The organism is Patescibacteria group bacterium, assembly GCA_028715115.1.
Lineage (GTDB): Bacteria > Patescibacteriota > Patescibacteriia > UBA2591 > UBA4787 > JAQUSN01.
The window spans coordinates 386,541-411,864 of record JAQUSN010000001.1; the positions used below are offsets into that span (position 1 = coordinate 386,541).

At 39.2% G+C, this 25,324-nt stretch carries 35 protein-coding genes and 3 tRNA genes; 36 read left to right on the top strand and 2 right to left on the bottom strand.

The genetic code is table 11. The features are described from left to right. Positions 1 to 8 precede the first annotated feature (8 nt). The 5 genes from prfB (at position 9) to PHV78_02080 (ending at position 4,821) form a co-directional block, all read left to right on the top strand. The gene (prfB, locus tag PHV78_02060) at positions 9 to 773 is read left to right on the top strand and encodes a peptide chain release factor 2 (protein ID MDD5396014.1); all 765 of its coding nucleotides are present in this window, start codon (positions 9 to 11) and stop codon (positions 771 to 773) included. Beyond that, positions 770 to 1,345 (top strand): hypothetical protein, encoded by a 576-nt coding sequence (locus tag PHV78_02065; protein MDD5396015.1) that lies wholly within the window; start codon positions 770 to 772, stop codon positions 1,343 to 1,345. Before prfB ends, PHV78_02065 begins: the two co-directional genes overlap by 4 nt. 10 nt (positions 1,346 to 1,355) lie before the next feature. After that, the gene (locus tag PHV78_02070; protein ID MDD5396016.1) at positions 1,356 to 2,843 is read left to right on the top strand and encodes a ComEC/Rec2 family competence protein; all 1,488 of its coding nucleotides are present in this window, start codon (positions 1,356 to 1,358) and stop codon (positions 2,841 to 2,843) included. Between the two features lie 105 nt (positions 2,844 to 2,948). Next, positions 2,949 to 3,731: an MBL fold metallo-hydrolase gene (locus tag PHV78_02075; protein MDD5396017.1), complete on the top strand. Its 783-nt coding sequence runs from the start codon at positions 2,949 to 2,951 to the stop codon at positions 3,729 to 3,731. 16 nt (positions 3,732 to 3,747) lie between these two features. Next, positions 3,748 to 4,821, top strand: coding sequence for an AAA family ATPase (locus tag PHV78_02080; GenBank protein MDD5396018.1), 1,074 nt, complete (start codon positions 3,748 to 3,750; stop codon positions 4,819 to 4,821). 925 nt (positions 4,822 to 5,746) lie between these two features. Here PHV78_02080 and PHV78_02085 read toward each other — a convergent pair. Both PHV78_02085 and PHV78_02090 read right to left on the bottom strand, forming a co-directional pair. After that, positions 5,747 to 5,817, bottom strand: a tRNA-Pro gene (locus PHV78_02085). Between the two features lie 87 nt (positions 5,818 to 5,904). Further along, positions 5,905 to 6,084 carry a L28 family ribosomal protein gene (locus PHV78_02090; protein ID MDD5396019.1) on the bottom strand — a complete coding sequence of 60 codons (180 nt, stop codon included), beginning with the start codon at positions 6,082 to 6,084 and terminating at the stop codon, positions 5,905 to 5,907. Positions 6,085 to 6,187: 103 nt separating this feature from the next. Between PHV78_02090 and PHV78_02095 the strand changes: the two genes are divergently transcribed. The 31 genes from PHV78_02095 to PHV78_02245 all read left to right on the top strand — a co-directional run bounded on the left by PHV78_02095 (position 6,188) and on the right by PHV78_02245 (position 25,228). Beyond that, positions 6,188 to 6,805 (top strand): site-2 protease family protein, encoded by a 618-nt coding sequence (locus PHV78_02095; protein MDD5396020.1) that lies wholly within the window; start codon positions 6,188 to 6,190, stop codon positions 6,803 to 6,805. A gap of 422 nt (positions 6,806 to 7,227) precedes the next feature. Further along, positions 7,228 to 7,647 (top strand): 30S ribosomal protein S12, encoded by a 420-nt coding sequence (gene rpsL / locus PHV78_02100; GenBank protein ID MDD5396021.1) that lies wholly within the window; start codon positions 7,228 to 7,230, stop codon positions 7,645 to 7,647. Between the two features lie 30 nt (positions 7,648 to 7,677). Further along, complete coding sequence (gene rpsG / locus PHV78_02105; protein MDD5396022.1) at positions 7,678 to 8,157, top strand: 30S ribosomal protein S7; 480 nt, start codon at positions 7,678 to 7,680, stop codon at positions 8,155 to 8,157. A 28-nt stretch (positions 8,158 to 8,185) separates the two neighbouring features. After that, entirely contained in the window at positions 8,186 to 10,276 is a 2,091-nt protein-coding gene (gene fusA / locus PHV78_02110) for an elongation factor G (protein MDD5396023.1), read from the top strand. A 155-nt stretch (positions 10,277 to 10,431) separates the two neighbouring features. Then, positions 10,432 to 11,637, top strand: a complete 1,206-nt coding sequence (gene tuf, locus PHV78_02115) for an elongation factor Tu (protein ID MDD5396024.1) — start codon at positions 10,432 to 10,434, stop codon at positions 11,635 to 11,637. A 101-nt stretch (positions 11,638 to 11,738) separates the two neighbouring features. Continuing rightward, positions 11,739 to 12,110, top strand: coding sequence for a 30S ribosomal protein S10 (gene rpsJ / locus PHV78_02120; protein MDD5396025.1), 372 nt, complete (start codon positions 11,739 to 11,741; stop codon positions 12,108 to 12,110). A gap of 208 nt (positions 12,111 to 12,318) precedes the next feature. Further along, entirely contained in the window at positions 12,319 to 12,909 is a 591-nt protein-coding gene (gene rplC / locus PHV78_02125; protein ID MDD5396026.1) for a 50S ribosomal protein L3, read from the top strand. A gap of 8 nt (positions 12,910 to 12,917) precedes the next feature. Further along, complete coding sequence (gene rplD / locus PHV78_02130; protein MDD5396027.1) at positions 12,918 to 13,553, top strand: 50S ribosomal protein L4; 636 nt, start codon at positions 12,918 to 12,920, stop codon at positions 13,551 to 13,553. A 12-nt stretch (positions 13,554 to 13,565) separates the two neighbouring features. After that, positions 13,566 to 13,958: a 50S ribosomal protein L23 gene (gene rplW, locus PHV78_02135; GenBank protein ID MDD5396028.1), complete on the top strand. Its 393-nt coding sequence runs from the start codon at positions 13,566 to 13,568 to the stop codon at positions 13,956 to 13,958. Between the two features lie 2 nt (positions 13,959 to 13,960). Further along, complete coding sequence (gene rplB, locus PHV78_02140; protein ID MDD5396029.1) at positions 13,961 to 14,791, top strand: 50S ribosomal protein L2; 831 nt, start codon at positions 13,961 to 13,963, stop codon at positions 14,789 to 14,791. A gap of 109 nt (positions 14,792 to 14,900) precedes the next feature. Next, a complete protein-coding gene (rpsS, locus tag PHV78_02145) occupies positions 14,901 to 15,242 on the top strand; it encodes a 30S ribosomal protein S19 (protein ID MDD5396030.1) in 342 nt (113 codons plus the stop codon). 17 nt (positions 15,243 to 15,259) lie between these two features. Next, complete coding sequence (gene rplV, locus PHV78_02150; GenBank protein ID MDD5396031.1) at positions 15,260 to 15,787, top strand: 50S ribosomal protein L22; 528 nt, start codon at positions 15,260 to 15,262, stop codon at positions 15,785 to 15,787. Between the two features lie 14 nt (positions 15,788 to 15,801). Continuing rightward, positions 15,802 to 16,461 (top strand): 30S ribosomal protein S3, encoded by a 660-nt coding sequence (gene rpsC, locus PHV78_02155; GenBank protein ID MDD5396032.1) that lies wholly within the window; start codon positions 15,802 to 15,804, stop codon positions 16,459 to 16,461. Between the two features lie 14 nt (positions 16,462 to 16,475). Further along, positions 16,476 to 16,892 carry a 50S ribosomal protein L16 gene (gene rplP / locus PHV78_02160; protein MDD5396033.1) on the top strand — a complete coding sequence of 139 codons (417 nt, stop codon included), beginning with the start codon at positions 16,476 to 16,478 and terminating at the stop codon, positions 16,890 to 16,892. 2 nt (positions 16,893 to 16,894) lie between these two features. Continuing rightward, positions 16,895 to 17,077, top strand: coding sequence for a 50S ribosomal protein L29 (gene rpmC / locus PHV78_02165; GenBank protein MDD5396034.1), 183 nt, complete (start codon positions 16,895 to 16,897; stop codon positions 17,075 to 17,077). A gap of 134 nt (positions 17,078 to 17,211) precedes the next feature. Beyond that, complete coding sequence (gene rpsQ, locus PHV78_02170) at positions 17,212 to 17,454, top strand: 30S ribosomal protein S17 (protein ID MDD5396035.1); 243 nt, start codon at positions 17,212 to 17,214, stop codon at positions 17,452 to 17,454. A gap of 110 nt (positions 17,455 to 17,564) precedes the next feature. Then, the gene (gene rplN, locus PHV78_02175; GenBank protein ID MDD5396036.1) at positions 17,565 to 17,936 is read left to right on the top strand and encodes a 50S ribosomal protein L14; all 372 of its coding nucleotides are present in this window, start codon (positions 17,565 to 17,567) and stop codon (positions 17,934 to 17,936) included. 214 nt (positions 17,937 to 18,150) lie between these two features. Next, the gene (gene rplX, locus PHV78_02180; protein MDD5396037.1) at positions 18,151 to 18,459 is read left to right on the top strand and encodes a 50S ribosomal protein L24; all 309 of its coding nucleotides are present in this window, start codon (positions 18,151 to 18,153) and stop codon (positions 18,457 to 18,459) included. Positions 18,460 to 18,471: 12 nt separating this feature from the next. Further along, the gene (rplE, locus tag PHV78_02185; protein MDD5396038.1) at positions 18,472 to 19,020 is read left to right on the top strand and encodes a 50S ribosomal protein L5; all 549 of its coding nucleotides are present in this window, start codon (positions 18,472 to 18,474) and stop codon (positions 19,018 to 19,020) included. A 1-nt stretch (position 19,021) separates the two neighbouring features. Next, a complete protein-coding gene (locus tag PHV78_02190; protein ID MDD5396039.1) occupies positions 19,022 to 19,207 on the top strand; it encodes a type Z 30S ribosomal protein S14 in 186 nt (61 codons plus the stop codon). Positions 19,208 to 19,238: 31 nt separating this feature from the next. Beyond that, positions 19,239 to 19,664, top strand: a complete 426-nt coding sequence (gene rpsH, locus PHV78_02195; GenBank protein MDD5396040.1) for a 30S ribosomal protein S8 — start codon at positions 19,239 to 19,241, stop codon at positions 19,662 to 19,664. Positions 19,665 to 19,850: 186 nt separating this feature from the next. Then, entirely contained in the window at positions 19,851 to 20,402 is a 552-nt protein-coding gene (rplF, locus tag PHV78_02200) for a 50S ribosomal protein L6 (GenBank protein MDD5396041.1), read from the top strand. A 20-nt stretch (positions 20,403 to 20,422) separates the two neighbouring features. Further along, a complete protein-coding gene (rplR, locus tag PHV78_02205; protein MDD5396042.1) occupies positions 20,423 to 20,782 on the top strand; it encodes a 50S ribosomal protein L18 in 360 nt (119 codons plus the stop codon). 27 nt (positions 20,783 to 20,809) lie between these two features. Continuing rightward, positions 20,810 to 21,292: a 30S ribosomal protein S5 gene (gene rpsE, locus PHV78_02210; protein ID MDD5396043.1), complete on the top strand. Its 483-nt coding sequence runs from the start codon at positions 20,810 to 20,812 to the stop codon at positions 21,290 to 21,292. 227 nt (positions 21,293 to 21,519) lie between these two features. After that, the gene (gene rplO, locus PHV78_02215; protein MDD5396044.1) at positions 21,520 to 21,984 is read left to right on the top strand and encodes a 50S ribosomal protein L15; all 465 of its coding nucleotides are present in this window, start codon (positions 21,520 to 21,522) and stop codon (positions 21,982 to 21,984) included. A gap of 48 nt (positions 21,985 to 22,032) precedes the next feature. Continuing rightward, on the top strand, positions 22,033 to 22,155 hold the full coding sequence (locus PHV78_02220; protein ID MDD5396045.1) for a hypothetical protein: 123 nt from the start codon (positions 22,033 to 22,035) through the stop codon (positions 22,153 to 22,155). Positions 22,156 to 22,194: 39 nt separating this feature from the next. Continuing rightward, on the top strand, positions 22,195 to 23,463 hold the full coding sequence (gene secY / locus PHV78_02225) for a preprotein translocase subunit SecY (GenBank protein ID MDD5396046.1): 1,269 nt from the start codon (positions 22,195 to 22,197) through the stop codon (positions 23,461 to 23,463). A 10-nt stretch (positions 23,464 to 23,473) separates the two neighbouring features. Continuing rightward, positions 23,474 to 24,154: a nucleoside monophosphate kinase gene (locus PHV78_02230; protein MDD5396047.1), complete on the top strand. Its 681-nt coding sequence runs from the start codon at positions 23,474 to 23,476 to the stop codon at positions 24,152 to 24,154. A 118-nt stretch (positions 24,155 to 24,272) separates the two neighbouring features. Next, positions 24,273 to 25,034 (top strand): type I methionyl aminopeptidase, encoded by a 762-nt coding sequence (map, locus tag PHV78_02235; GenBank protein MDD5396048.1) that lies wholly within the window; start codon positions 24,273 to 24,275, stop codon positions 25,032 to 25,034. Positions 25,035 to 25,062: 28 nt separating this feature from the next. After that, a tRNA-Met gene (locus PHV78_02240) sits at positions 25,063 to 25,139 on the top strand. Positions 25,140 to 25,156: 17 nt separating this feature from the next. Continuing rightward, a tRNA-Met gene (locus tag PHV78_02245) sits at positions 25,157 to 25,228 on the top strand. Positions 25,229 to 25,324 lie beyond the last annotated feature (96 nt).

The following is a 25,324-nucleotide window of genomic DNA, read 5'->3' on the forward strand; positions in this document are numbered from 1 at the left end:
ATTTGATTATGGAAAATGTTTATCAATTTTTAAACGGCGAATACGATAAAAATAGCGTAGTGATTTCTTTTCACGCCGGCGTTGGCGGCACCGATGCGCAAGATTGGACAGAGATGCTGCGGCGCATGTATTGGCGTTACGCCGAAAAGAAAAAATGGAAAGTTTATTTACTCGATGAATCGTGGGGAAGCGAAGCTGGCCTTAAAAGTTCGACACTTGAAATCGTCGGTTCTTATGCTTACGGACATTTAAAAAAAGAAGCCGGAGTGCATCGCTTAGTGCGCATTTCTCCTTTTGATGCGGAAAAAATGCGCCATACTTCTTTTGCTTTAGTTGATGTTTTGCCGGAAATTCCCAACCTCAAAATCGATATAAAAGATAAAGATCTAAAAATAGAATTTTATCGTGCTTCGGGTCATGGCGGTCAGAACGTGCAAAAAGTCGAATCGGCTGTGCGCCTTACCCACTTACCGACGAAAATTACAGTTAATTGTCAGGTGGAACGTTCACAGGCGCAGAATAAAGAACGAGCCATGAAAATTTTAGCTTCAAAATTATATCAATTTCATCAAGCCAAGCGCGAAGAAGAAAAAGAATTGCTTCGCGGCCGCGTCTTGCCGGCCTCTTGGGGCCATCAAGCGCGGTCTTATGTTTTGCATCCGTATAAAATGATTAAAGATCATCGCAGTAATTGGGAAACGAGTGACGTTGACCGGATTTTAGACGGAAATTTAGACGATTTTGTTTTAGCCGAATTAAAACCAAAACAATGAAGGATGTTAAGCCTCGCGTTACCATGTTCAAAAATTTTACCCTAACCAAAAAGTTGGTACTTTTTCTTTTTATTTGTTTGCTATTAGATTTTTTTCTAGTGCCGCAAATAAATATCATTTGCCGAGATAGGCAGGGCTTTGGTTTTAGCTATCAAACCGGCGAATCGCAGCAACGACTTAGTTTAATTAAATACGGTAGCGCGAGAATTATTTATAATTTTAGGCATTTTTTCGTTTTCTGGTCGAAAGCGCCATTTGGCAAAACATATCACAACTTAAATGAATTTTTGCATTTAGATAACAGCGCATTGTCATTTAATATTCTTCATTTTTTTGCCTTTCTTATTTTCGCTCTTGTTTTATTTTATTTTTTCCAGCTTAAAATATGGCAAGTTTTTCTTATCGGTTTGGGTTTTAATGTTTTTCACGAATTTATTGCCGAAGGAATTTGTATAGATCCATCCTTTAATGATTTGTGGGTTAATATGATCGGATTACTGGTTGGCATAATGGCTTGGGAAATTTTCAATTTAATTCGGCAACATATTAGGTTTAAAAAATCGGCGGTTTAATTTGCGCTTTATGGCCAAATTTTCCAAGGCCAAAGTTTTCACTTATCTTTTAATTGCTTTTATAGTCGGCGTCGGTTTGTCGTCCCTATTTCACCTATCGGTCTATTGGTTATGTTGGCCGACTCTAATCACGCTTTGGTTGATTATTTTCATTAAGTCGCGTTTAGTTAAAATTATCAGTTTGATAATTTTATTTTTTATTTTCGGGATTTGGCGCGCTCAATTGGCCTGGCCGAAAGTAAACGACCAGAACGTAGTTTTTTATAATGATCAAGAAGTTGTTTTAAAAGGCCTAATCAGCCAGGAGCCAATTCAACAAAGCAAACAAACCGTCATTATTGTTAGTGTAAAACAGGTCAACGATCGGCCGGTTTTCGGGAAAATTTTAGTTAAGGTTCCCTTATTTGCGCCTTATCAATATGGCCAGGAATTACAAATCGATTGTAGGTTAATCACGCCGGAAAATTTTGGCCAATTTAATTATCAAAATTATTTAGCTAAAGATAATATTTGGTCGCTTTGCCAGAATCCGAAAGAAATAAAAATTTTAAGCCAAAATAGAGGTAATTGGCTATTAGTTAGAATTTACAATTTTAAACACGCGGCGCAAAAAATGATTAACGAGAATATGACTGAACCGCAGGGCGGGCTCTTTTCTTCACTCTTGCTCGGCGCTGGCGGTTATCTGCCGCAAGATTTTCGTGACGCCTTAAGTAAAACCGGTACTTCACACATCGTGGCCGTTTCGGGCTTGCATATCGTGATCATGATCAGTTTAGTCGAGATAATTATTTTTTCGGTTTTTGGCATAAAAAGAAAACATGCCTTTTATTTAACCGCGTTTTTTATTATTATTTACGTTATTCTCACCGGCTTGGCCGCCTCAGCTGTTCGCGCCGGCATTATGGGTATACTGTTATTATTTGCCAAAAAAATTGGCCGTGACTATCAGGCCGGTAACGCGATTTTTTTAGTCGCGGCCTTAATGTTAATTTTTAATCCTTTCCTGTTGCTCTGGGACGTGGGTTGGCAATTGTCGTTTTTATCAATTTTAGGTTTGATTTATTTATCACCGCGCTTCCAGGTTTTATTGATTAAAATTCCTGATTTTAAAATTTGGCCGATTCGCTCGTATCTAGTGGCGACGTTTAGCGCTTATTTATTCACCCTACCTTTAATACTTTATTATTTTGGCAATTTATCTTTAAGCGCGCCCTTAGCAAATTCTTTGGTTTTGGGATTTTTCCCGTGGGTTATGATGAGCGGTTTTATTTTCATTTTAACCGGTCTAGCTTGGCCGTTTTTGATAAAAATTTTAGTTTGGCCGATTTGGCTTATTCTGACTTATGTGATAAAGATTATAGACTTTTTTGCGCAAGTGACATGGTTATCTTGGCATTTGGGAGGATTCTCTTTGGTTTGGATTATTTTTTATTTTATCGTTTTAATTATTATTTTAAAATCTTTCCTTAAAAAACAAAATGCCCCTACCGGTTGAACAAAAAATTAATAAAAAATTATTAGGCGCGATTCTGATTTTAGCCGGAGTTTTATTTGTCGACATTTTATTAATAATTATTTTTTTTTACCCGACCATCAAGCCTTGCCTCAAACGGGCGATGATAAAATTATTTTTCTTGATGTCGGGCAGGGCGATTCAATTTTAATTGAATCTGCTCAAGGCCATAATATTTTGATTGACGGTGGGCCAAGTAAAGAAATTAGTTATAAATTAGATCAATATTTGCCGCTGACTAATAGAAAAATTGATATCATGATTTTAACCCACCCCGATCCTGACCATTTAAATGGGTTAGTAGAGGTTATAAAAAGATATCAAGTTAATCAGATTTATAGTAACGGCGTTTATGATCCGGATTTAAATTATCTAGAGTGGCAAGGGGTAATTATAGAAAAAAACATTCCGTTTAGTTATATTACGCATCCCATGCAGTTGGCGATAGACAGTCGGGTTTTTGTTGATTTTTTATGGCCGCGGCAAAACTATATTAATCAATCTCTTAAAGATGATAACATTGCTTCCGTTGTAACCAAATTTGACATTAACGGTCATAAATTTTTATTAACCGGCGATTTGCCCAGCGAAGAAGAGGGTGAATTACTGGCGACCAAAACTGACCCAATAGCTGAAGTTTTAAAAATTGCGCATCACGGTTCGAAATATTCGACTAGCAATAATTTTTTAGCATTAGTTAAGCCCAGTTATGCAGTAATTTCTGTCGGCAAAAATAGTTTCGGCCATCCCAGTTTTCGCGTTTTGAATTCTCTGCAAAAAATCAACACTTCTCCCTTGCGCACTGACGAGAAGGGTGATATAATCTTTTTCATTAATCAAAGTGGTCTGCGAGTACAGACCGCTAAATAATTTAATAAAATTTTTTATGAAAGGAATAGAGTTTCCCTTATTTAAAACTAAGGTAGTCGGCGTAAGTGAAAAATTTATGCTCGAAGATCCGGCTGAACGACGTAAATATTTTCAAGCTAAGGCCGGTGCGGAAATTAATAAGATTAAAGAGTATTTGGCAAACAATACTTTTGTGGCCTTTTTGTTGGGTAAAAAAAATTCTGGTAAAGGTACTTATTCAAAATTATTCATTGAAGCCGTTGGTTCTGATCGGGTGGCTCATTTATCGGTCGGAGATATTGTTCGCAGCGCCGACCAAGCCCTTCGTGATGAAAAAAGCAAACAAGAGTTGACGGAATACTTAAAGAAAAATTATCGCGGTTTTATTACCGTTGAAGAAGTGGTAGAGAGAATCTTGGGCCGTTCGACGTCTGGGCTTTTGCCAACCGAAGCGATTTTGGCACTTATTGAGCGCGAGATTGATCATTTAGGGCGCAAGGCAGTCTTTATTGATGGCTTTCCTCGTAATCTTGATCAGATTTCTTATTCAATATTTTTTAGAACATTAATGGGCTATCGAGATGATCCTGACTTTTTCGTTTTCATCGATTTGCCCGAATCGGTCATCGACGAGAGATTAAAATATCGCGTCATTTGCCCGAAGTGCAAAACGCCGCGCAACATTAAATTATTACGTACTAAAAATATCGGTTATGATGTTGGGAATAATAGTTTTTATTTAATGTGTGATAATCCTAATTGCGGTGGTGTGCGCATGGTTCCGAAAGAAGGAGACGAGCTTGGTATCGAAGCTATTCGTGACCGCATGGAAATCGACGATAAGGTTATGAGAATGTTGACCGACTTACAGGGCGTACCGAAGGTTTATCTTCGCAATTCCATTCCGGTCGATGAAGCAAAAAACTACGTCGACGATTATGAAATCACTCCAGCTTATCGTTTCGAGTGCGATAAGGCCAGTGGCGGCGTAAAAGTAATAGAAGAGCCATGGACAACCAAAGACGATAATGGAAAATTGTCTTATAGCTTATTGCCTGCGCCGGTAGCCGTGGCTATGATTAAACAAATAGTTCAAGTCCTGGGATTATAAATATTATTAGTTAACTTAATAAACTAAAATCCACTCGATATGAGTGGATTTTAGTATTGACCCACACAAAATTTTTGGTGTGGGGAGTTGACAAAACAACAATCTTTGTTATAATTATTTTGGTCAGTAGACGCTGGCCACAATAGGAGGTTAGCTGAACTGACGAATTCAGAACAAACCCAGATTTACATCATCGGAGGTGCAAATGATTGTGTCGGCGGTAAACGTTTTCCGTCCCGGTGGTCCGCCCTGGACCGCGGCAGAAGCCAGGCGGCTGGCAAGAGCCTTAAATCGCGCAAGATACGTGCTTCGTGATACCGGAGCAGTGGTGATCGAAACCACCCAGAGTGGATGCGTGGTCAGTGGGGTTCTTAAGAGTCTGGAGTTACCCGGACGAGCCGAGATGATAGATCTAGCCGGCGAGGAGTACAAGGACCTTTTTGGCCCGAAGTATACCTCGACGCACATTCGGCGCGACCATGGCGATTGGTCTCTGGAAGAGCTGTCTGAACTTCGGAGACTGTTTGAGTGCCGCGCGGAGATCCACCCCACAGACCCGACGATAGCAGTCCTAAATAGGCTCGTTTGGCCGATGGCGGCCTGCAGAGCCTTAATCAAGGTGGGACTCGGCGTTGCAGATCCTATCACCGAAGCCGTAAGGCGGCTTTTTCTCCCCGAGCTTCACACTCAGCTCTTTCCGCCCTTTCCGCTCCAACCCGAAGCCTGATTCAGTTCGGCACACAGCCGGTCCACCTCCGTGGATCGGCTCTGCCTTTCAAAAAGATGTTTGAATAACTTAATAACAAAAGTAGGCGAGAGGCCTACTTTTAAATATAAATCAAAGTAATTTTATATCGGGGTGCGGATCCGCCTTCGCCAGTTGGCGAATGGCGGACGACCATACCCCCGCCTGCCATCGCCTTAATCGGGGTACTGGGAATTGAACCCAGGCTACACCCACCCCAAGGGTGCGGACTACCGTTATCCGATACCCCGGCTCAGGCAATGGCGGGCAGGTATCTCAGGGGTACGCCTGCCTGCCGGTAGGCAGGTACTACCGTTATACTACACCCCGACAACGATTTACTTTTTGTTTTTTTTCTTCAGGGTTTTAAGGCAGGAATTGCAGGCGGTAATCTTTTTGCCGTTGATTGTAGCGGTTTGTAAATTTAAAAGCTGTCGTCTTTTTGAAGCGATCATTGAATGTGAACGAGAAAAACTGGCTTTCGGCCCGCGGCCGCAGATAGGACATGTTTTAGACATAAAATGATAGAATTATTAATTAGACATTAATTAAGATTGATTTAAATTATAATAGGTTTATAATAATTTGACAAGAGCTATTATTGCATTTTAAAATGAATATATGACCACAACAGGAATTTTTATTTCATTTTTTGTTATTGTTGTTCCTTCGGCAATTTTACACGAATTTTCACATGCGTGGATGGCTTATTATTTAGGAGATGACACGGCCAAGCGCGCTGGACGATTAACGCTTAATCCTTTGCCGCATATTGATTTATTCGGGACGATTCTTCTGCCGATTGTTTTTTTATTAAGCGGCATTCCGTTTATTTTTGCTTATGCCAAGCCGGTTCCTTATAATCCCTATAATCTTCGCAATCAGCGGATCGGTCCGGCTTTAGTAGGCCTAGCCGGCCCTTTGTCTAATTTGTTGGTGGCAGTTATTTTTGGTATTTTACTTAGATTTTTACCGGTCGGCAGTTTCGTCGCTCTTTATTACATAATTTATATTAATATTTTATTGGCCGTTTTCAATTTAGTGCCGATTCCGCCACTTGACGGTTCAAAGGTTTTATATGCTTTAATGCCGGATAGTTGGATGAAGGTAAAAATATTTTTGGAACGATACGGAATTATTTTAGTTTTAATTTTTATCTTTTTTGCTTTTCAAATTATTCAGCCGATTATTTCCTTTCTATACCACTTGATTGTTGGAAGTTTTCCCCAGGGCCTTTAAGAAATTAAGACAAAGCCCTTGACTTTAAAATTGGTTTAGTTATAATAATTATCGCCTAATATTTAGTTAATAATGCTAATCTTAAAAATTATTATGCTAACCCGCCTGCCAAAGCCACCCTTTGGAAAAATGGGTGGTTTATTAAATAAATTTGAAAATATTAGAACTTAAAATTTATTGCAGATTGGCAATTGGCGGGGCAGGTCTACAGATTGCTAATAAGCTAGATTCGTGATTCGCATTATTAGCATAAGCAAGTGGATTAGCATTTTATATTTTATGCCAGGCAGTAGAAGTTTGATAGTACCTTGGTTTCGCACTACTCGGACTAATCTATTTTAAAATCATTTAAATTATTTATTTCTTAATTTGCGCCCTTAAAATCGCACTAATTAAGAAGCATTAAGCTTTCGCTATTCGGTATGCCGACAATTCATCAACTTATTAAAAAGCAACGCAGAAGTTTACGTTCAAAGTCTAAGGCCCCGGCTTTTCAGACGACTTTTAACGTTTTACGACGTAAGAGATTCCAGTTGGCCAGCGGTCGTCCTTTTTTGCGCGGTGTTTGTCTTAAGGTTACGACCATGACACCGAAAAAACCGAATTCGGCTCTGCGAAAAATCGCCCGTGTCAGATTGTCAAATGGCATGGAAGTTACTGCTTATATTCCCGGTATCGGTCATAATTTACAAGAACACTCTATTGTCATGTTGCGCGGTGGCAGAGTAAAAGACTTGCCCGGCGTGCGCTATCATGTGGTTCGTGGAGTTTACGATACAAGTGGCGTCGAAGGTAGAAAGCAGGCGAGAAGTTTGTATGGCGCCAAGCGAGGCAAAAAATAAAACAATTTTAAAATAATTAATAATTTTTGCATGCGAGGTCATCCACACATTGCCAGAAAAAAAATTCATCCCGATTCAAAATATAATAACGACAAGATCGCCAAATTTATAAATTATTTAATGGAGCGCGGCAAAAAAGTAGCAGCGCAAAAAATAGTTTATGGCGCCTTGGATATTATTAAAGAGAAGACCAAGCAAGATCCAGTTAAAATTTTTGAAAAAGCTATCACTAATATTTCGCCGATCGTCGAGGTTAAGCCCCGCCGAATCGGAGGTGCTAATTATCAGGTGCCATTTCCAGTACCCGAAAATCGCCAATTTACCTTGGCTTCCCGCTGGTTGATTAATGCGGCCGGCAATAAAAAGGGCAGGCCAATGGCTCAGAAATTAGCCGAAGAGCTTTTGGCCGCTTTAGATAATCAAGGCGACGCTATTAAAAAGAAAGAAGATATGCATCGCATGGCTGAATCTAATCGCGCTTTTGCTCACTTTGCCCGTTTTACGCGCTAATCTTAATCTCTAAATTTATTATCCTAAAATGCCCAGACAATATCCTTTAGAAAAAACTCGCAATATCGGCATTATTGCTCACATCGATGCCGGCAAAACAACCGTTAGCGAGCGCATTCTTTTTTATACCGGCAAAAAGCACAAAATAGGCGAGGTCCACTATGGCGAAGCCGAGATGGACTGGATGCCGCAAGAAAAAGAAAGAGGCATTACCATTACTGCTGCAGCCACGACTTGTTTTTGGACTACGTCGGATGGTAATCAGTGCCGAATCAATATTATTGATACACCCGGGCACATTGACTTTACTGCTGAAGTACAGCGATCGCTACGCGTCCTTGATGGCGGCGTGGTAGTTTTTGACGGTGTGGCCGGAGTGGAACCGCAATCAGAAACAGTTTTTCATCAAGCCGAAAAATTTAGAGTGCCACTCATCGCTTTCATCAATAAGATGGATCGTTTGGGTGCCAATTTTTATAATGACTTAAATTCTATTCACGAACGATTAACTCCCAATGCTCATCCGTTGCAGTTACCGATAGGCGCGGAAGCAGACTTTAAGGGAGTTATTGATTTATTTAAAAGAAAAGCTTATTTATATTTAGATGATTTAGGCAAAGAAATGAAAGAAGGAGACGTGCCGGCTGATATGAAAGAAAAAGTTGAAGAGTTTCGCCACAAATTAATCGAAGCTATTGTCGAGCAAGACGATACTTTAATGCACCAATATTTAGAGGGCACTGAACCGTCGATTGCTGATTTAAAAAAAGTTTTGCGACAAGCTGTTATTACTAATAAAATCATGCCGGTTTTAGTTGGTAGCGCTTTAAAAAATAAAGGCGTCCAATTATTATTGGACGGAGTTTGCGATTATTTACCATCTCCGGTTGACATTGCTCCAGCAGAAGGAACCGATCCGGACAGCGGCGAAAAGCTTACTCGCAAGCCCAGCGACGACGAACCGTTTTCCGCTTTAGCTTTTAAGGTTGCCACTGATCCATTCGTTGGTAAATTATGTTATTTTAGAGTTTACTCCGGTCATTTAGAATCCGGTTCTTATGTTTTTAATACTAAGTCCGGCGAAAAAGAAAGAGTAGGCCGTATCGTGCAAATGCATGCTAATCACAGAGCTGAGATACAAGATGTTTACGCCGGAGATATTGCCGCTATCGTTGGCTTGAAGTCAACCAGCACTGGCGATACACTTTGCGACCCCGACCATCCAATAGTTTTAGAATCTTTAACCTTTCCAGAGCCGGTTATTCATATGGCCGTTGAGCCAAAAACTAAAGTTGACCAAGAAAAGTTAGGTATGTCTTTGGCTAAATTAATGGAAGAAGACCCGACTTTTAGGGTTAGAACCGATGAAGAAACGGGCCAAACTATTATTGCCGGTATGGGCGAATTACATTTGGATATTATTATTGATCGTTTAAAAAGAGAATTTAAAGTAGAAGCCAACATTGGCAAGCCGCAAGTCGCTTATAAAGAAGCGATTACTAGGCCGATTGAGATCGAAGGAAAATATGTTCATCAATCCGGCGGTCGCGGGCAATATGGTCACTGCTGGTTAAGACTAACGCCGCGTGAAAGAGGCAAGGGATTTGAATTCTTGGATGAAATTAAAGGCGGCACTATTCCTCGCGAATATGTTCCGGCGGTAAAGAAGGGTGTGGAAGAGGCGATGTCTAATGGCGTTATTGCTGGTTATCCTTTAGTTGATATGGAGGTCGCCGTTTACGATGGTTCATATCACGAAGTTGACTCTTCGGAAATGGCTTTCAAAATCGCCGCACAGCGCGCTATTAAAGATGGTGTGCAGCAAGCTGGTCCTGTTTTGCTCGAACCGGTCATGAAGATAGAAGTTGTCGTGCCTGATCAATTCATGGGAGAAGTTATTGGTGACTTAAATTCTCGCCGAGCGCAAATAAATGAAACTCGCACTCGTGGACAAGTAAAATTAATAGATGCTTTTGTTCCGCTGGCTGAGATGTTCGGCTACGCCACGATTTTAAGATCGGTTACCGAAGGCCGTGGCTCATATTCCATGGAATTTTCTCATTACAATGAAGTGCCGAGAAATGTTCAGGAAAAAATCATTGGCGACAAGAAAATTTAGAGATATTAGTTATTAACAATTAAATAACATCAGCATTGACAATTAATTTTTATTGTGTATAATTTTAGGATTATTTTACATTTAATTTACTAACAAAAATTTAATCAAGACAATCGAAATATCAAGGATGTTTCGAAAGTAAAAAGAGGTTATTTATGGCAGAAAAAGCTAAATTTAATCGTAGTAAAACCCACGTTAACGTTGGTACTATTGGCCACGTTGACCACGGTAAAACTACTTTGACAGCTGCGATTTTAAAATGTTTAGGCGCGGCCGGTAAGGTTGCCGACCAGAAAGGCGTTGACCAAATTGATAATGCCCCAGAAGAAAAGGAAAGAGGTATTACTATTAATTTGGCTCACGTTGAGTATGAATCGGAAAAACGACACTATGCTCACATTGATTGTCCCGGCCATGCTGACTATATTAAGAACATGATTACTGGTGCGGCCCAGATGGACGGCACGATTTTGGTCGTGTCTGCTCCAGACGGTCCAATGCCTCAGACCAGAGAGCACATTATTTTGGCTCGTCAGGTCGGTGTGCCAGCTATCGTCGTTTTCTTAAATAAGGTTGATATGGTTGAAGATAAAGAATTGTTGGACTTAGTTAAAGAAGAAGTCCGCGATTTGTTAAAAAAATATGAATTCCCTGGCGACGAAATACCGATCATCGAGGGCTCAGCTCTTAAAGCTTTGGAGTGCGGTTGCGGCAAAGCTGACTGCAAGTGGTGTGGTCCGATTTTGAAATTAATCGAGGCCTTAGATAGCTATGTTCCAGAGCCAAAGAGAGATACCGATAAACCGTTTATTATGCCTATCGAAGACATTTTCTCCATCGAAGGCAGAGGCACAGTGGTTACCGGTAAAATCGAACGAGGTATTATTAAGGTAAACGAAGAAGTTGAGATCGTCGGCTTAAAACCAACGACCAAAACTGTCGTTACTGGCATTGAAATGTTTAGAAAGACCCTTGATGAAGGTCAAGCGGGCGACAATGCCGGTATCTTATTGCGCGGTACCAAGAAAGAAGATATTGAACGGGGTCAGGTTATTGCCAAGCCCGGTTCTATCACTCCTCACACCGATTTTGAAAGTCAAATTTACGTTCTTTCAAAAGAGGAAGGCGGCCGTCACACCCCATTCTTTAATGGTTACAAGCCGCAGTTTTATATCAGAACTACTGATGTAACCGGCGACGTGACCTTGCCGCAAGGAACTGAAATGGCTATGCCTGGTGATACTTTAAACGTCAATATTAAATTAATTAAACCAATCGCCCTTGAAGAGAAACAGAAATTCGCTATTCGTGAAGGTGGCAAGACGGTTGGCGCAGGTGTGGTCACTAAAATTAATAAGTAGTTTTGATTGCTATCTCTGCCATTCGTCATTCGCCAACCGGCGAAGGCGAAGGTGGATTGCTAAAGATTTTTATTCTTTAGCTACCTAAGCTCGCTCTTTTTATGGTTAACGAAGAAAAGACCAAAAAGAAAATCCAGATAGTTCAACCCACTAAAGAGGCTAATTATAAGCCGAGGATTCGCATTAAAGTAAAATCGTATGACCACAGGGTTATTGATGAAGCCATAAAAAATATTGTGGAAACAATAAAACGATCAGGAGCGAGCGTAGTTGGACCAATACCTTTGCCAACGGAAATAAGAAAATATACAGTATTGCGTTCGACTTTCGTCCATAAAGATTCACGCGATCAATTCGAAACCAGAGTTCACAAGCGTTTAATAGATATCGTTGACTTTACTCCAAAGACAATCGAACTCATCACGAGCTTGAATTTGCCTGCTGGAGTCGACATCGAGATTAAATCTCTATAACCTTATAATATAGTTCTTAACCAATGCGCTGGTGAAGATGATAGTTATAATTTCGGTTCGCCGAAGAATGTAGCTATCGTATCACTATGCCGAGAGGTTATTTGTAGGTCAGAAAAATTTAAGATTTAGATTCGACTTGTTCGAAAGTGATTTGTTAATCTAAATAATAAAAATCTGGCCTAAAAACCAGATTTTTGTTTATTATAATATGGCCTTTTTACTAGGTAAAAAAATTGGTTTAACGCAGATTTTTAGAAACGATGAAGTCGTTCCGGTTACTATACTTCAAGCCGGGCCGTGTTATGTTTTACAGATAAAGAACAAAGAAAAAGACGGTTATGAGGCGATTCAGATTGGTTATCAGAAGATTACTAAAGCCAAAAGAATCACCAAAGCAATGAAAGGCAAAGAATATCGCTTTATTAAGGAATTTAAACCGCAAGGAGTAGAATATAAGGTGGGCGATGAAATTAAAGTTGATATTTTCAAAACAGATCAAAAAATAAATATTAGCGGAATAACCAAGGGCCATGGATTCACGGGCGTAGTTGCTCGCCATGGCTTTCATGGTCATAATACGACTCACGGTACCAAAGATCAAGAAAGAATGCCCGGTTCAATCGGTTCAACTGCAGCTCAGCGCGTCCTCAAGGGCAGACGCATGGCTGGACGCATGGGCGCCGAGAGAGCAACAATTAAAAATTTACAAATTATCGAAATTCAGCCTGACAAAAATTTATTGCTAGTTAAAGGCGCCGTGCCGGGAGCTAATCATGGCCTTATTGAAATTAAAGCTTAAAATTTTATATGTCAATCAAAGTCGCGATTTACAGCCAAACCGGAGAAAAGACAGGGGAGATGGATTTATCTTCTGAGGTTTTTGGTGTTGAACCGAAAGCAGAATTAATTCAGCGATCGGTTGTAGCCAGCCAGGCTAATATACGCCAAGCGACCGCTCACACCAAACATAGGGGCGAGGTTCGTGGCGGCGGTAAAAAACCGTGGCAGCAAAAGGGTACAGGTCGCGCTCGAGCCGGCTCTTCCCGTTCACCACTTTGGCGCGGTGGCGGCGTAGTTTTTGGCCCGCGCAATGATAAAAATTATACGCAAAAAATCAACAAGAAAGTCCAGCGGCAGATTTTATTGATGACCTTGTCCGATAAGGTAAAAAATGATCATTTAATTATCGTTGATAATTTAGATTTTTCAAATTTAAAAACCAAAGAATTTTCTCAATTTATAAAAAAGTTGCCGATCAAAGATAAAAAATGTTTATTCTTATATCGTTCGGCCGAAAAAAACACCCATCGCATTGCTAAAAATATTAAAAATGTGCTTTCGACGGCGGTTAACAATATTAGCTTCATGAATATTTTAAATAATAATTATTTATTAGCGAGTCAGGAGGCCATTAAAGAGGTTGAAAAAAATTTAAAAAAATAGACGTAGTTTTATATGTTATTTAATAAAAAGCAAAAAAAGACAGATGCGAAGCCAAAAGAGGTTAAAGAGCAACCTCAAGAAGTTGGTGTTTCTTCGAAACAGGCCGGCCAAGTAAAGACAGCCAAGAATGTTTATAGGGTATTAATGAAGCCCATTATCACCGAAAAAGCGACTACTTTGAGCGCTTTTAATAAATATATTTTCGAGGTTGCGCCACAAACGACCAAATCAGAAGTTTATAAGGCCGTTAAAGAATTATATAATTTTAAGCCGATTGACATAAATATGCTTAAAGTAAAAGGTAAAAACGTCCGTTACGGCCGCTCGACTGGTCGAACGAAAAACTGGAAAAAAGCAATCGTGACCTTAAAAAAGGGAGATAAAATTAATTTTACCACTCACTAAAAATTATGTTAAAGTTTTATAAGCCAACTACGCCAGGACGAAGACAGACCAGTATTGTTGACACTTCGTCTTTAACCAAAAAAAGACCAGAAAAAAGTCTAACGGTTTATCTTAAAGAAAAATCAGGTCGCAATAATCAAGGGCAGGTTACTCTTCGTCATCAGGGCGGCGGTATGAAAAAACTTTATCGCCAAATAGATTTTAAACAAAATAAGTTTGATTTAGTCGCTAAAGTTATTGCAATTGAATATGATCCGAATCGCACCGCCTGGATTGCTTTGATTTGCTTTCCAGATGGAGAAAAACGATATGTCTTAGCTCCGCATGGGCTTAAAGTTGGAGATAAAATCGTCTCTTCTTTAAATAAACTAGAAGCCAAGCCGGGCAATCGCATGCCGTTAAAATATATCCCGACTAGTTATTTGGTTCACAGTATCGAATTAACGCCTGGCGAAGGAGCAAAAATAGTTCGTTCAGCTGGTTCGGGTGCTTCATTAATGACCGTTGAAGGCGGCCATGCCCAGTTAAAATTACCTTCGGGTGAAGTTCGTTTGGTCTCAGAAAATTGTTGCGCCAGCGTTGGTCAATTAAGTAATGTTGATTGGCATTTAGTTCGCTGGGGCAAGGCCGGACGCATGAGACTAAGAGGTATTCGTCCTTCGGTGCGCGGTAAGGCTATGAATCCAGTCGATCATCCGCACGGTGGCGGTGAAGGCCACCAGCCAATCGGTTTAGTCCATCCCAAGACTCCATGGGGCAAGCCAGCTTTGGGCGTAAAAACCAGAAATAGAAAGAAATGGACCAATAAATTCATTTTAAAACGACGTAAATAAAGAGTTCTTAACTTTTTTACTCGCTTCACTTGGCAATAAAAAAATAACACAAATAAAAAATTAAATTGGTAAAATTCGTTAATAATTTGTAATAAATTTACACAATACTATGAGCCGAAGTTTAAAAAAGGGCCCTTGGGTTGATCCAAAGTTGCTCAAAAAAATATCTAATAGTAAGCCGGGTACAGTCATTAACACCTGGTCGCGAGATTGTACTATTGTTCCGGAGATGATTGGTTTTACTTTTGGCGTTCATAACGGCAAAAACCACCACCCGGTTTTAGTTGTCGAAGAAATGATCGGGCACAAATTGGGAGAGTTTGCCCCGACTCGCAAATTTGTCCGCCACGGAGGCAAGATGCAGCGCGAGATAGAGGCTGCCGCTGCGCAAGCCGGCGTGGTAAAGCCAGCAGTTACAGCCGCGGCTACTCCAGCTAAGCCAGCTAAGTAAAATTTTAATTTAATAATATGGAAGTAAGAGCCATCGCCAGACATTTAAGGATTTCACCAAAAAAAATGCGCCTAGTCGTTGACGTAGTGCGTAATTTAAGCGTGACTCAAGCTGAAGATCAATTGCAATTCGTGCCGCGTCGGGGAAGCGCCTTTATTCTTAAGGTTCTTCGCTCGGCCTTAGCCAATGCCGAATATAATTTCAATTTTAAAAAAGATAATTTGTTTATTAAAAAAATAATCGTTAATGAAGGGCCGGCCCTAAAGCGCTGGATGCCCAAAGCTTTTGGTCGCGCAACTCCTCTTAAGAAAAGAAGTTCGCATTTAGAAATAATTTTAGCCGAATACAAACCAACGGCTAAAATAGAAAAAAATAAGGCAGTCGAAGCGAATAAGATTAAAACCGACGGAGAGGCCGTGGTTGAGAACGAACTCAAAGAGCGAAGAGATTCAGGCAAAAAGCACCTCATAGACGCCAAGGATAAGAAAATAAAACCCAAAAGAGCCGGAGTTAAGTCCAAAATTTTTAGTCGCAAAGCAATTTAATAAAAACAAATATTATGGGTCAGAAGATTAATCCAAAAATTTTACGCATTCCGACAACCAGAGATTGGGAAGAGAAGTGGTTTGCCAAAAAACAATCCTTTCGCCAATTCTTAAGAGAAGATATTCAAATTAGAAAATTATTAACTAAGAAGTTAAAGGGCGCTAGTGTTGATAAGACAATCATTGAACGTTCTGGTAATGCGATAAAGATTTTTATTTCTACGGCTAAGCCGGGCGTGATTATCGGCCGGGGTGGCGTTGATGCCGAAAAATTGAAAAAAGATATTCAACAAATATTATTACCGGGCCAGGTTGTTGATTTAAATATTTCCGAAGTGCCGAGTCCGTTTTTGTCAGCTCAAATAGTTTTAGAGGCCATCGTAGCTGACTTGGAAAAAAGAGTTTCTTATCGTCGAGCCATGAAACGAGCTATGGATCAAGTGAAAAAAGGCGGGGCCGGGGGCGTGAAAATTAAATTAAGCGGTCGTTTAGATGGCGTAGAAATCGCCCGTCGCGAAACTTTAACCTGGGGCAAAATGCCGCTTCATACCATTCGCGCAGATATAGATTACTCACGTGGCGCTGCCCATACAATGTATGGAGCTGTCGGAGTTAAGGTTTGGATTTATCGTGGTGAAATTTTTAATAAAATCAAAAAAGAAGTTAAAAAATAGCAAAATCCATATTTATGTTGATGCCGAAAAAAGTAAAATTTCGCAAAGTCCATAAGGGCAGAAATCGTTTTGGCGGTAAAGCGACCAGAAAGATAGAGATTGCTTTTGGCGAATATGGACTAAAGAGCTTAGAGACTAAATGGATAACGGCACGTCAAATTGAAGCTGCCCGTCGAGCTATTGTTCGTTTATTTAAAAAAGGCGGCAAAATATGGACCAGAATTTTTCCTGATAAATCTGTGACGACCAAAAGCGCTGAAGTTCCGATGGGTGGCGGTAAGGGCGCGGTTGATTATTATGTTGCTCCAATTAAAGCCGGCACTATTATGTTTGAGGTTTCTGGCGTAGACGAAGCGACGGCTAAAGAAGCCATGCGTTTGGCTGGACATAAATTGTCGGTTAAAACGAGGTTTGTTAAAAAAGAAAAATAAATATGAAAACAAAAGAATTAAGACCAAAATCAGAAATAGAATTAAAAAGAACGTTGGCCGAAGATCGAGAAAAATTACGCCAATTAAGATTTGATATTCATTTAAAACAATCAAAAAACGTGCGTGAAATTAGAAAAATTAAAAAAGAAATCGCGCGATTAATCACGCTTTTAAAAGAAAAATAAAGGGTTTCACCCTTTGTTGCCGGTGCTTCCACCATTCGCCTTCGCCAGTTGGCGAATAGCAAGGACGAAGGCGGATCGGAAAAGAAAAAAATAATTTTTTTTCTCGCTCGCTCGCTTAAAAATAAATAAATATTATGAAAAGAAGATTTCAAGGAATTGTAGTTTCTGACAAGATGGCCAAAACCATCGTGGTTGTAGTTGAAGAAATCAAACAACACTCTAAATATTTACGTCGATATAAAATTCAGAAAAAATTTAAAGTTCATGACGAGAATAAACAAGCCAAGGCGGGGGACTTGGTTATTTTCGAGGAATGCCGACCCTTAAGCAAGGGTAAAAGATGGCAATTGGTTGAAGTAGTTGTTAGTAAAAAATAATTTTGGCCATCCCATAAAAGTTGACTGCTGTCGGCTCACGGGATGCGCAAAATTGTAAGAAAGTTTATTTCTTTGTTAGTTGGCGAATCATAAATTTTAACAATTTTAGCATGATACAACATCGATCAATACTTAATTCAGCAGACAATACCGGAGCACAAAAGTTAATGTGTATCCGCGTTCACGGTGGCTATAAACGACGCTATGCTCGTTTGGGAGACGTGATTACGGTTGTCGTTAAAAGTGCTTTACCGCACAATATGGTTAAGAAAAGCGAAATTCATAAAGCCGTCATTGTCCGTACCAAAAAAGAAACCCGCCGAGCAGACGGTTCTTATATTAGATTTGACGATAACGCGGCGGTTATTATTGATCCGAAGAGCAAAGATCCTAAGGGTACGAGAATTTTTGGGCCGATCGCGCGCGAAATAAGGAATAACGGTTTTATGAAAATAATTTCTTTAGCCCCAGAAGTTCTGTAAGTGATTTTCTTGGAATTTTCAAACCAAAGGAGCAGAAAATTCTTTAGAAAATCCTTACCCCCTCACTCATTTTGCTAATTTAGTCAGCTCTATAACTATTCATCAATATAATTAAAGTAGTTTGATAAAAATTATTAGATTTTTGAGTGAAGGGGTGCTCAAAATTCTAAGAAAATTTATTCACTACGTTCTAAAATTTTAAGAATTTTGGCATATGAAAATCAAGAAAGGCGATATGATTCAAGTTTTAAGCGGCAAAGACAAGGGCAAAAAGGGCCGCGTGCTTAGAGTTTCTGCAAAAACCAATAAGGTGGTTATTGAAGGCATTAACTTATTTTTCAAACATGTTAGACCGAAAAGAGAGGGGGAGAAGGGACAGCGTATTCAAATTCCGGTTCCCTTGTATATTTCTAAGATTGCCTTTCTGTGTCCTAAATGTTTAAAACCAGCTAGAGTTGGCTATAAAACTTTAACTGACGGCTCTAAGGTTCGCTCATGCAAAAAGTGCAAAGAAATAATTTAATTTTAATAATTTATGATGGATTTAAGAACAAAATATCAGAAAGAAGTCATTCCTGGTTTGAAGGAAAAATTTGGCTTTAAAAATAATTTAGCCGTTCCTAAATTATTAAAAATTACTTTAAACGTTGGCTTATCAAGAGCTATCAGCGAAAAAGATGGCCGTTATGCCGAGATTGTTAAAGATACTTTAAATAAGATTAGCGGTCAGAAGCCGATCGAAATTGCGGCCCGTAAATCAATTTCTGGCTTTAAGATAAGAGAAGGCCTTTTGGTTGGTATGAAGGTCACTTTAAGAGGGGGGCGAATGTATGATTTTGTTGATAAATTGGTAAATATTGTTTTGCCTCGCACTCGTGATTTTTGTGGTATTTCTGCTAAGGGCATTGATAAGTCTGGCAATTTATCATTGGGGCTGCGAGAGCATTTGGTTTTTCCGGAAATTAAAACAGAAGACGTGCAAAAGATTCATGGTCTTCAGATTACCATTACAAGTAATGCGAAAAACAGAGAACAGGGTTTAGAATTATTTAAATTATTAGGATTTCCATTTAAACTAGATTAATATGGCGACTACAGGACAAGTTCAAAAATCAAAAAGAAAATCAAAATTTAAAACACGAGTCGTGCGACGCTGTTGGCGTTGCGGTCGACGACATGGTTATATGAGAGATTTTGATATTTGCCGCATATGTTTCAGAGAGCTGGCCACTCGAGGACTTATTCCTGGCGTTCGCAAATCAAGTTGGTAATTTTAAAAAATAAAATAGGTTTTATTTAATTATGATTGATCAAATTAGCGACATGTTGACTCGCATTAGAAATGCGAATTCCGTTGGTAAACAAGAGGTGGTGTTTCCTTATTCCAAGGTAAAGTTTTCGCTTTGTAAATTATTAGAAAGAGAGAATTGGATTGCAAGCCTTGAACTAGTAGAATTATCCAAGACCGCCAAAACCACCAAAGAAACGCGAGAAAAATTTAAACAAATTAAAATAACCCTAAAATACGATAAAAATAACCAACCGCAAATTTCTTCTATCAAAAGAATCAGCCGTCCAGGGCAGCGAATTTATGTTAAAAAAGATAATATTCCGGTGGTTTTGAACGGGTTGGGCTTGGCGGTTATTTCTACGCCACAAGGGCTTATGACCAACAAAGAAGCGCGACAGAAAAAAGTCGGCGGCGAACTATTCTTTGAAATTTGGTAGATGTTTTGTTAAAAATTTAGATTCGCCATCCGTCCACTGACGGAGGCGAAGAATAAATTTTTTAGAAAATGCTTACCCCTTCACTCAAATTTTTAAATACCCGCCTGTTTCAGTAAAATTATTAAGATTTAGATATTATTTTCTATCATTGTCACAAAATAACTCGTAAATTTCGACAATTTTTGTATGTCTCGTTTAGGTAAAAAACCAATCGCCATCATTAATAACGCTCAAGTTAAAATTGAAGGCGGAGAAATAATCGTTAAGGGTCCGAAAGGAGAATTAAAATTAAATATTCATCCGGCCGTTTTGATTAAACAAGAGGGAGAAAACTTGGACATTAAGGTTAAAAACGAAAATGACAAAAAACAATTAGCTCTTTGGGGCACTTATGTTAGATTGATTAAAAACATGATGCAAGGAGTAACGATCGGTTTTGATAAAAAGCTGCAATTAATCGGTGTCGGTTTTCGCGCTCAAGTTACTGGACAAAAATTGATTTTAAATATTGGCTTTTCTCATCAAGTTGAGTATGAATTTCCTAAAAATATTACAATCAGCGTGGAAAAAGACATTATCACTATTTTTGGCGCTGATAAACAATTAGTAGGAGAAATTGCCGCTCAGATTAGAAAAATTAAAAAACCAGAGCCCTATAAAGGTTCGGGTATTCGATATTTTGGCGAAGTCGTCAAAAAGAAAGCCGGCAAGAAGGCGGTGGCTAGCGGCGGCGCTTAATCAACTATAGTTAGTATTTTATGAAGAGTTTATCCAAAATTAAACGAGAATCTTTAGCTCGCCGTCACAAAAGAGTTAGAGTAAAGATTAACGGAACGAAAGAGCGTCCTCGTTTATCGGTTTTTCGCAGTAATCAACATATTTACGCTCAACTTATTGATGATCAACATGGCAAAACATTAATGAGCGTGAGTGATTTGTCTTTTAAAAAAAATAAAAACAATAAATCAACCATGGCTAAACAAGTCGGCCAGTTAATTGCCGCTAAGGCGCTGGAAAGCAAGATAAGTCAAGTTGTTTTTGATCGCGGCGGTTATCAATATCACGGCCGCATTAAGCAATTGGCTGAAGGCGCCCGTGAAGGCGGTTTAAAATTTTAATTAAATTATTAGATAATTTTTATTAATATGATTGAGAAAAAACGTCGAAGAAGAGAAGGGCCTGAAGCGGGAGGAGAAAAGGAATTTGATCAAAGATTATTAGACTTAGCCCGCGTTACGCGCGTGACAGCTGGCGGAAAACAACTTCGTTTTCGTGCCTGTGTTGCCATTGGCGACAAAAAAGGTAGAGTCGGCATAGGTACCTCTAAGGGTCCGGACGTTTCAACTGCTATTGAAAAAGCTGTTCGTCAAGCCAAAAAAAATGTTATTAATGTTTCTATTGTTAATGAAACCATTCCTCATTGGGTAAAAGAAAAATATGGCGCAGCTTCTATCTTGCTTCGACCGGCCGGTCGCGGCAAAGGCATTATTGCCGGTAGCGTAATTCGTATTATTACTGAATTAGCCGGTATTTCTAATATTACGGCAAAAATATTAGGGTCAAATAACAAGATTGCTAATGCCAAAGCAACAATTAATGCTTTACTAAAACTTAAAAAAATGGTTTAGTTTATTTATGCCCAGTAACAAAACTTCACCAGCCCGCTAGGGCGGTCTGAAAGTTCCGTTTTTGGGCTCACTCCAATAAATTAAAAAAAATTTCATCTTCAAGCATAATAGTTTAAAGATGCCAACCGTAATTAAAATTATATTAACTTGTATTTTTAATCAATTTATTTTATTTCACCTTGACGCCTAATAATTTGGCATCTTTGTGAAGTTATTGTTACCTGGGTATGATTAATTTATCTAATTTGAAAAAATATTCCGGACAAAAGAAAAAAGCCAAACGATTAGGCCGAGGCACTTCTTCTGGTCAAGGCACTTATTCTGGCAAAGGACAGAAAGGGCAACGATCTCGCAGTGGCGGTCGCCGCGGATTGAAGCTCAGGGGCATTCGTTTGGTGATTAAGAGATTTCCTAAAAATGGTGGTTTTCGCAGTTTAAGAAAACGTTTAGTTGTCATCAACTTAAAAACCATTGAAAATAAATTCTCCAGCGGTGATTTGGTTAACGCAGAAAAATTATTTAAATTAGGACTGATTAATTCACCTAAGGAAAAAATAAAAGTTTTAGGTTCTGGTAAATTAACTAAAAAATTTATTATTATTGCCAATGCTTTCTCTGCCCTGGCAAAAGAATCTATTATCAAAGCCGGAGGAGAGGTAAAGCTTGTCGAGAGAGTGAACTCAAGGAAATAAAATTCAAATAAAACATCGTTGTTCTAATTGTTCAATGTTTATACTTTTATGAAGAATCCTTTTTCCAAGATGCAGTTAATGGCGCCCAAACATATCGTTTTAATAATCATAATCGTTATTTTGGTTGTTGCTACTTTATTGCTTCAAAAGATCGGTTTATTTGTACATTAAACGAGCAATAATATTTGAAAAAATTATTTAGCTATTTTTATGTGGAAAAAAATCAGAGAAATTTGGCAATTTAAGGATTTACGTAACAATATTTTGTTTGTTGTGGCTATGTTGATAATTTTTCGCGTAGCCGCTCATATTCCCATACCGGGCATTAATCTTGCCGCTTTAAATGATTTATTCGCCAGAAACCAGATTTTAGGACTAGTTAACGTTCTGTCTGGTGGAGCTATGGCGAATTTTTCTGTTATTGCCATGGGTGTCGGTCCTTACATTACTGCATCGATTATTATGCAACTTTTAACCATGATTATCCCCAAGCTCGAAGAACTTTCCAAAGAGGGCTCAAGTGGCCATCAAAAAATAAATCAATATTCGCGTATTTTAACTGTTCCTTTGGCCATGATTCAGTCATACAGTATGATTAGGCTGTTTAATAGTTCTGGCCAGATTTTTACCAACTTTACGCCAATGAGTATTATAACTACTATTATAGTTATGACTGGTGGCACGGTTTTTTTGATGTGGCTGGGTGAATTGATTTCAGAAAAGAAAGTTGGTAACGGCATTTCGCTCATTATCTTTGCTGGTATCGTGGAAAGGATTCCGTCATCTTTGCAACATTTTATTGTTACTTTTACCACCACTCAATTAACCAGCTTATTAGTTTTCGTAGTTTTAGGCGTAATAACCATTGCTGGCGTAGTTTTGTTGACCGAGGGTCAACGCAATATCCCAGTTTCTTTTGCTCGCCGAATTCGCGGAAATAAAATGTATGGTGGCACAGATACATATTTGCCGGTTAGAGTAAATCAGGCCGGAATGATCCCGATTATTTTCGCCATTTCTATAGTTCTGTTGCCATCTTTGGCTGGTCAATTTATGCAGCGTTCTGCGATTGGTTGGGTGGCGAGCCTGGGCGGTCATTTTATTACTATTTTTCAAAATCAAATAGTTTACGGCATTGTTTATTTTGTTTTGGTTGTGGCTTTTACCTATTTTTATACCACTATTGTTTTCCATCCTCGTCAAATCGCAGAAAATTTGCAAAAGCAGGGTGGCTTTGTGCCCGGTATTCGTCCCGGAGAATCGACCGTAACTTTTTTGGGCCAAGTGAGTAATCGTATTATGTTAGCCGGCGCTTTGTCATTAGGCATAATCGCCGTCTTGCCCCTAATTACGCAAGGTGCTTTAAAGGTTTCCGCTTTTACCGTTGGCGGTGCTAGTTTGTTAATCGTCGTCAGTGTTGTTCTAGAAACCATGAAACAGATTGAATCACAACTTGCTATGCGTGAATACGAAGCATAATTTTGATAATATGAATGAGCAAGAAAAGCAAAAAATCGGCAAATTAAAAATAGCTTTTATCGGTCGCCCGGGAACAGGTAAGGGAACGCAGACCGAAATTTTACATCAAGAAACTGGTTTAGTTCTTATTCCTTCGCCAGGAGACATTTATCGCGATCCGGAATTTCGCAAAACTCCACTCGGTAAAGAAATAGGCGAAGGGGTTGATAAGGGCATTTTTGCGCCCAACGAAGTAACCAACCAAATAATGAAAGATAAAATATCCGCCTTGACCAATAATAATCAGGTGGGTTTTATTTCTGAAGGTTATCCGCGCACTTTACCGCAGGCTGAATTTGCCGAGAAAGAAATTGGCATTAATTGGATGATTAATCTTGAGGTGCCGGAGAGTCGATTAATGGAAAGGTTGTCTCGGCGCCGAGTTTGCCCAAAATGTAAAACCAACTTTAATTTTGCCACCAATCCGCCCAAAAACGGCAATTTATGCGATATTTGCCAGGTTGAATTAGTCCTAAGAGATGACGATAAGTTAGAAAATATTAAACATAGATTTGTTGTTTATCACGAGACTGCCGAACCGACCATTGAATTTTATCGCCAGAGGAATAAAATTATTGATATTAATGGCGATCGTCCAGTAGAAGATGTGGCGAAAAGCGTACTTGAATCCTTGTTGAATAAAATAAATTAATATTTGAGTATCCTATCCGGGGATGTATAATAGGTTACCCTTCCTAACGTCGGGGTACTCAAATTTGTAAGAACTTTACTTCGCTATAAGATAGTTCGTAAATTTCAACAAATTTGGTATGATTTCTATCAAAACCAAAGAAGAAATAAAAACGATGCGCCAGGCCGCTAGGCACCTGGCGCAAGTTTTAGATTTGGTGGTTAGGGCGGTTAAGCCAGACGTTTCCACTTGGGAACTCGATCAATTAGCCGAACAACTAATTTTAAATTTGGGCGCCGAGCCGGCGTTTAAAGATTATTGTCCAGATAATCGTTCCGGCTATCCGGCGACACTTTGCGTTTCTATTAATCAAGAAGTAGTTCATGGCATTCCTAAAAAGGATAGAATCATTAAGGAAGGCGACGTTGTCGGCATTGATTGCGGTGTAAAATTAAATGGTTATTATTCTGATATGGCCATTACGGTTGGAGTAGGTAAGATTAAATCGGAATATAAAAAGTTATTAGATGTGACTAAAAAATCTTTGGAACTCGGGATTAAAAAAGTAAAAGAAGGAGTTTACCTTGGAGACGTTTCGTCAACCATACAAAATTACATAGAAAAAAATGGTTTTAGCGTAGTTAGAAATTTATGCGGACATGGCATTGGTAGAAATCTTCATGAAGAACCGAGCATCTTTAATTTTGGCAAACCAAAAACAGGTCCGATTTTAAAAGCTGGTATGACTTTGGCGATTGAGCCGATGGTTAATCTCGGTGATTTCAAGGTTAAAACGGCTGACGACGGTTGGACCATTGAAACGGTTGACGGTAAATATTCGGCCCACTTCGAGCACACTGTTTTAGTGACTAAAAACGGCGCAGAAATTTTGACAAAATAAAATTTTGTGTTATAATATTTATATAGATCGCGGGGTAGAGCAGCCCGGCAGCTCGCCAGGCCCATAACCTGGAGGTCGTGGGTTCAAATCCCACCCCCGCAACCAATTTTAATTTAAGCTGTGGCAGGGTAGCTCAGTGGTAGAGCACACGCTTCATAAGCGTGTCGTCGTGGGTTCGATCCCCACCCCTGCTATAGAAAAAGTCGCCCTATTCGGGTGACTTTTTCGTATACTTAAATTTTATGGTGCCGCTGGTGGGAGTCGAACCCACAATTCCGTAAGGAAACACG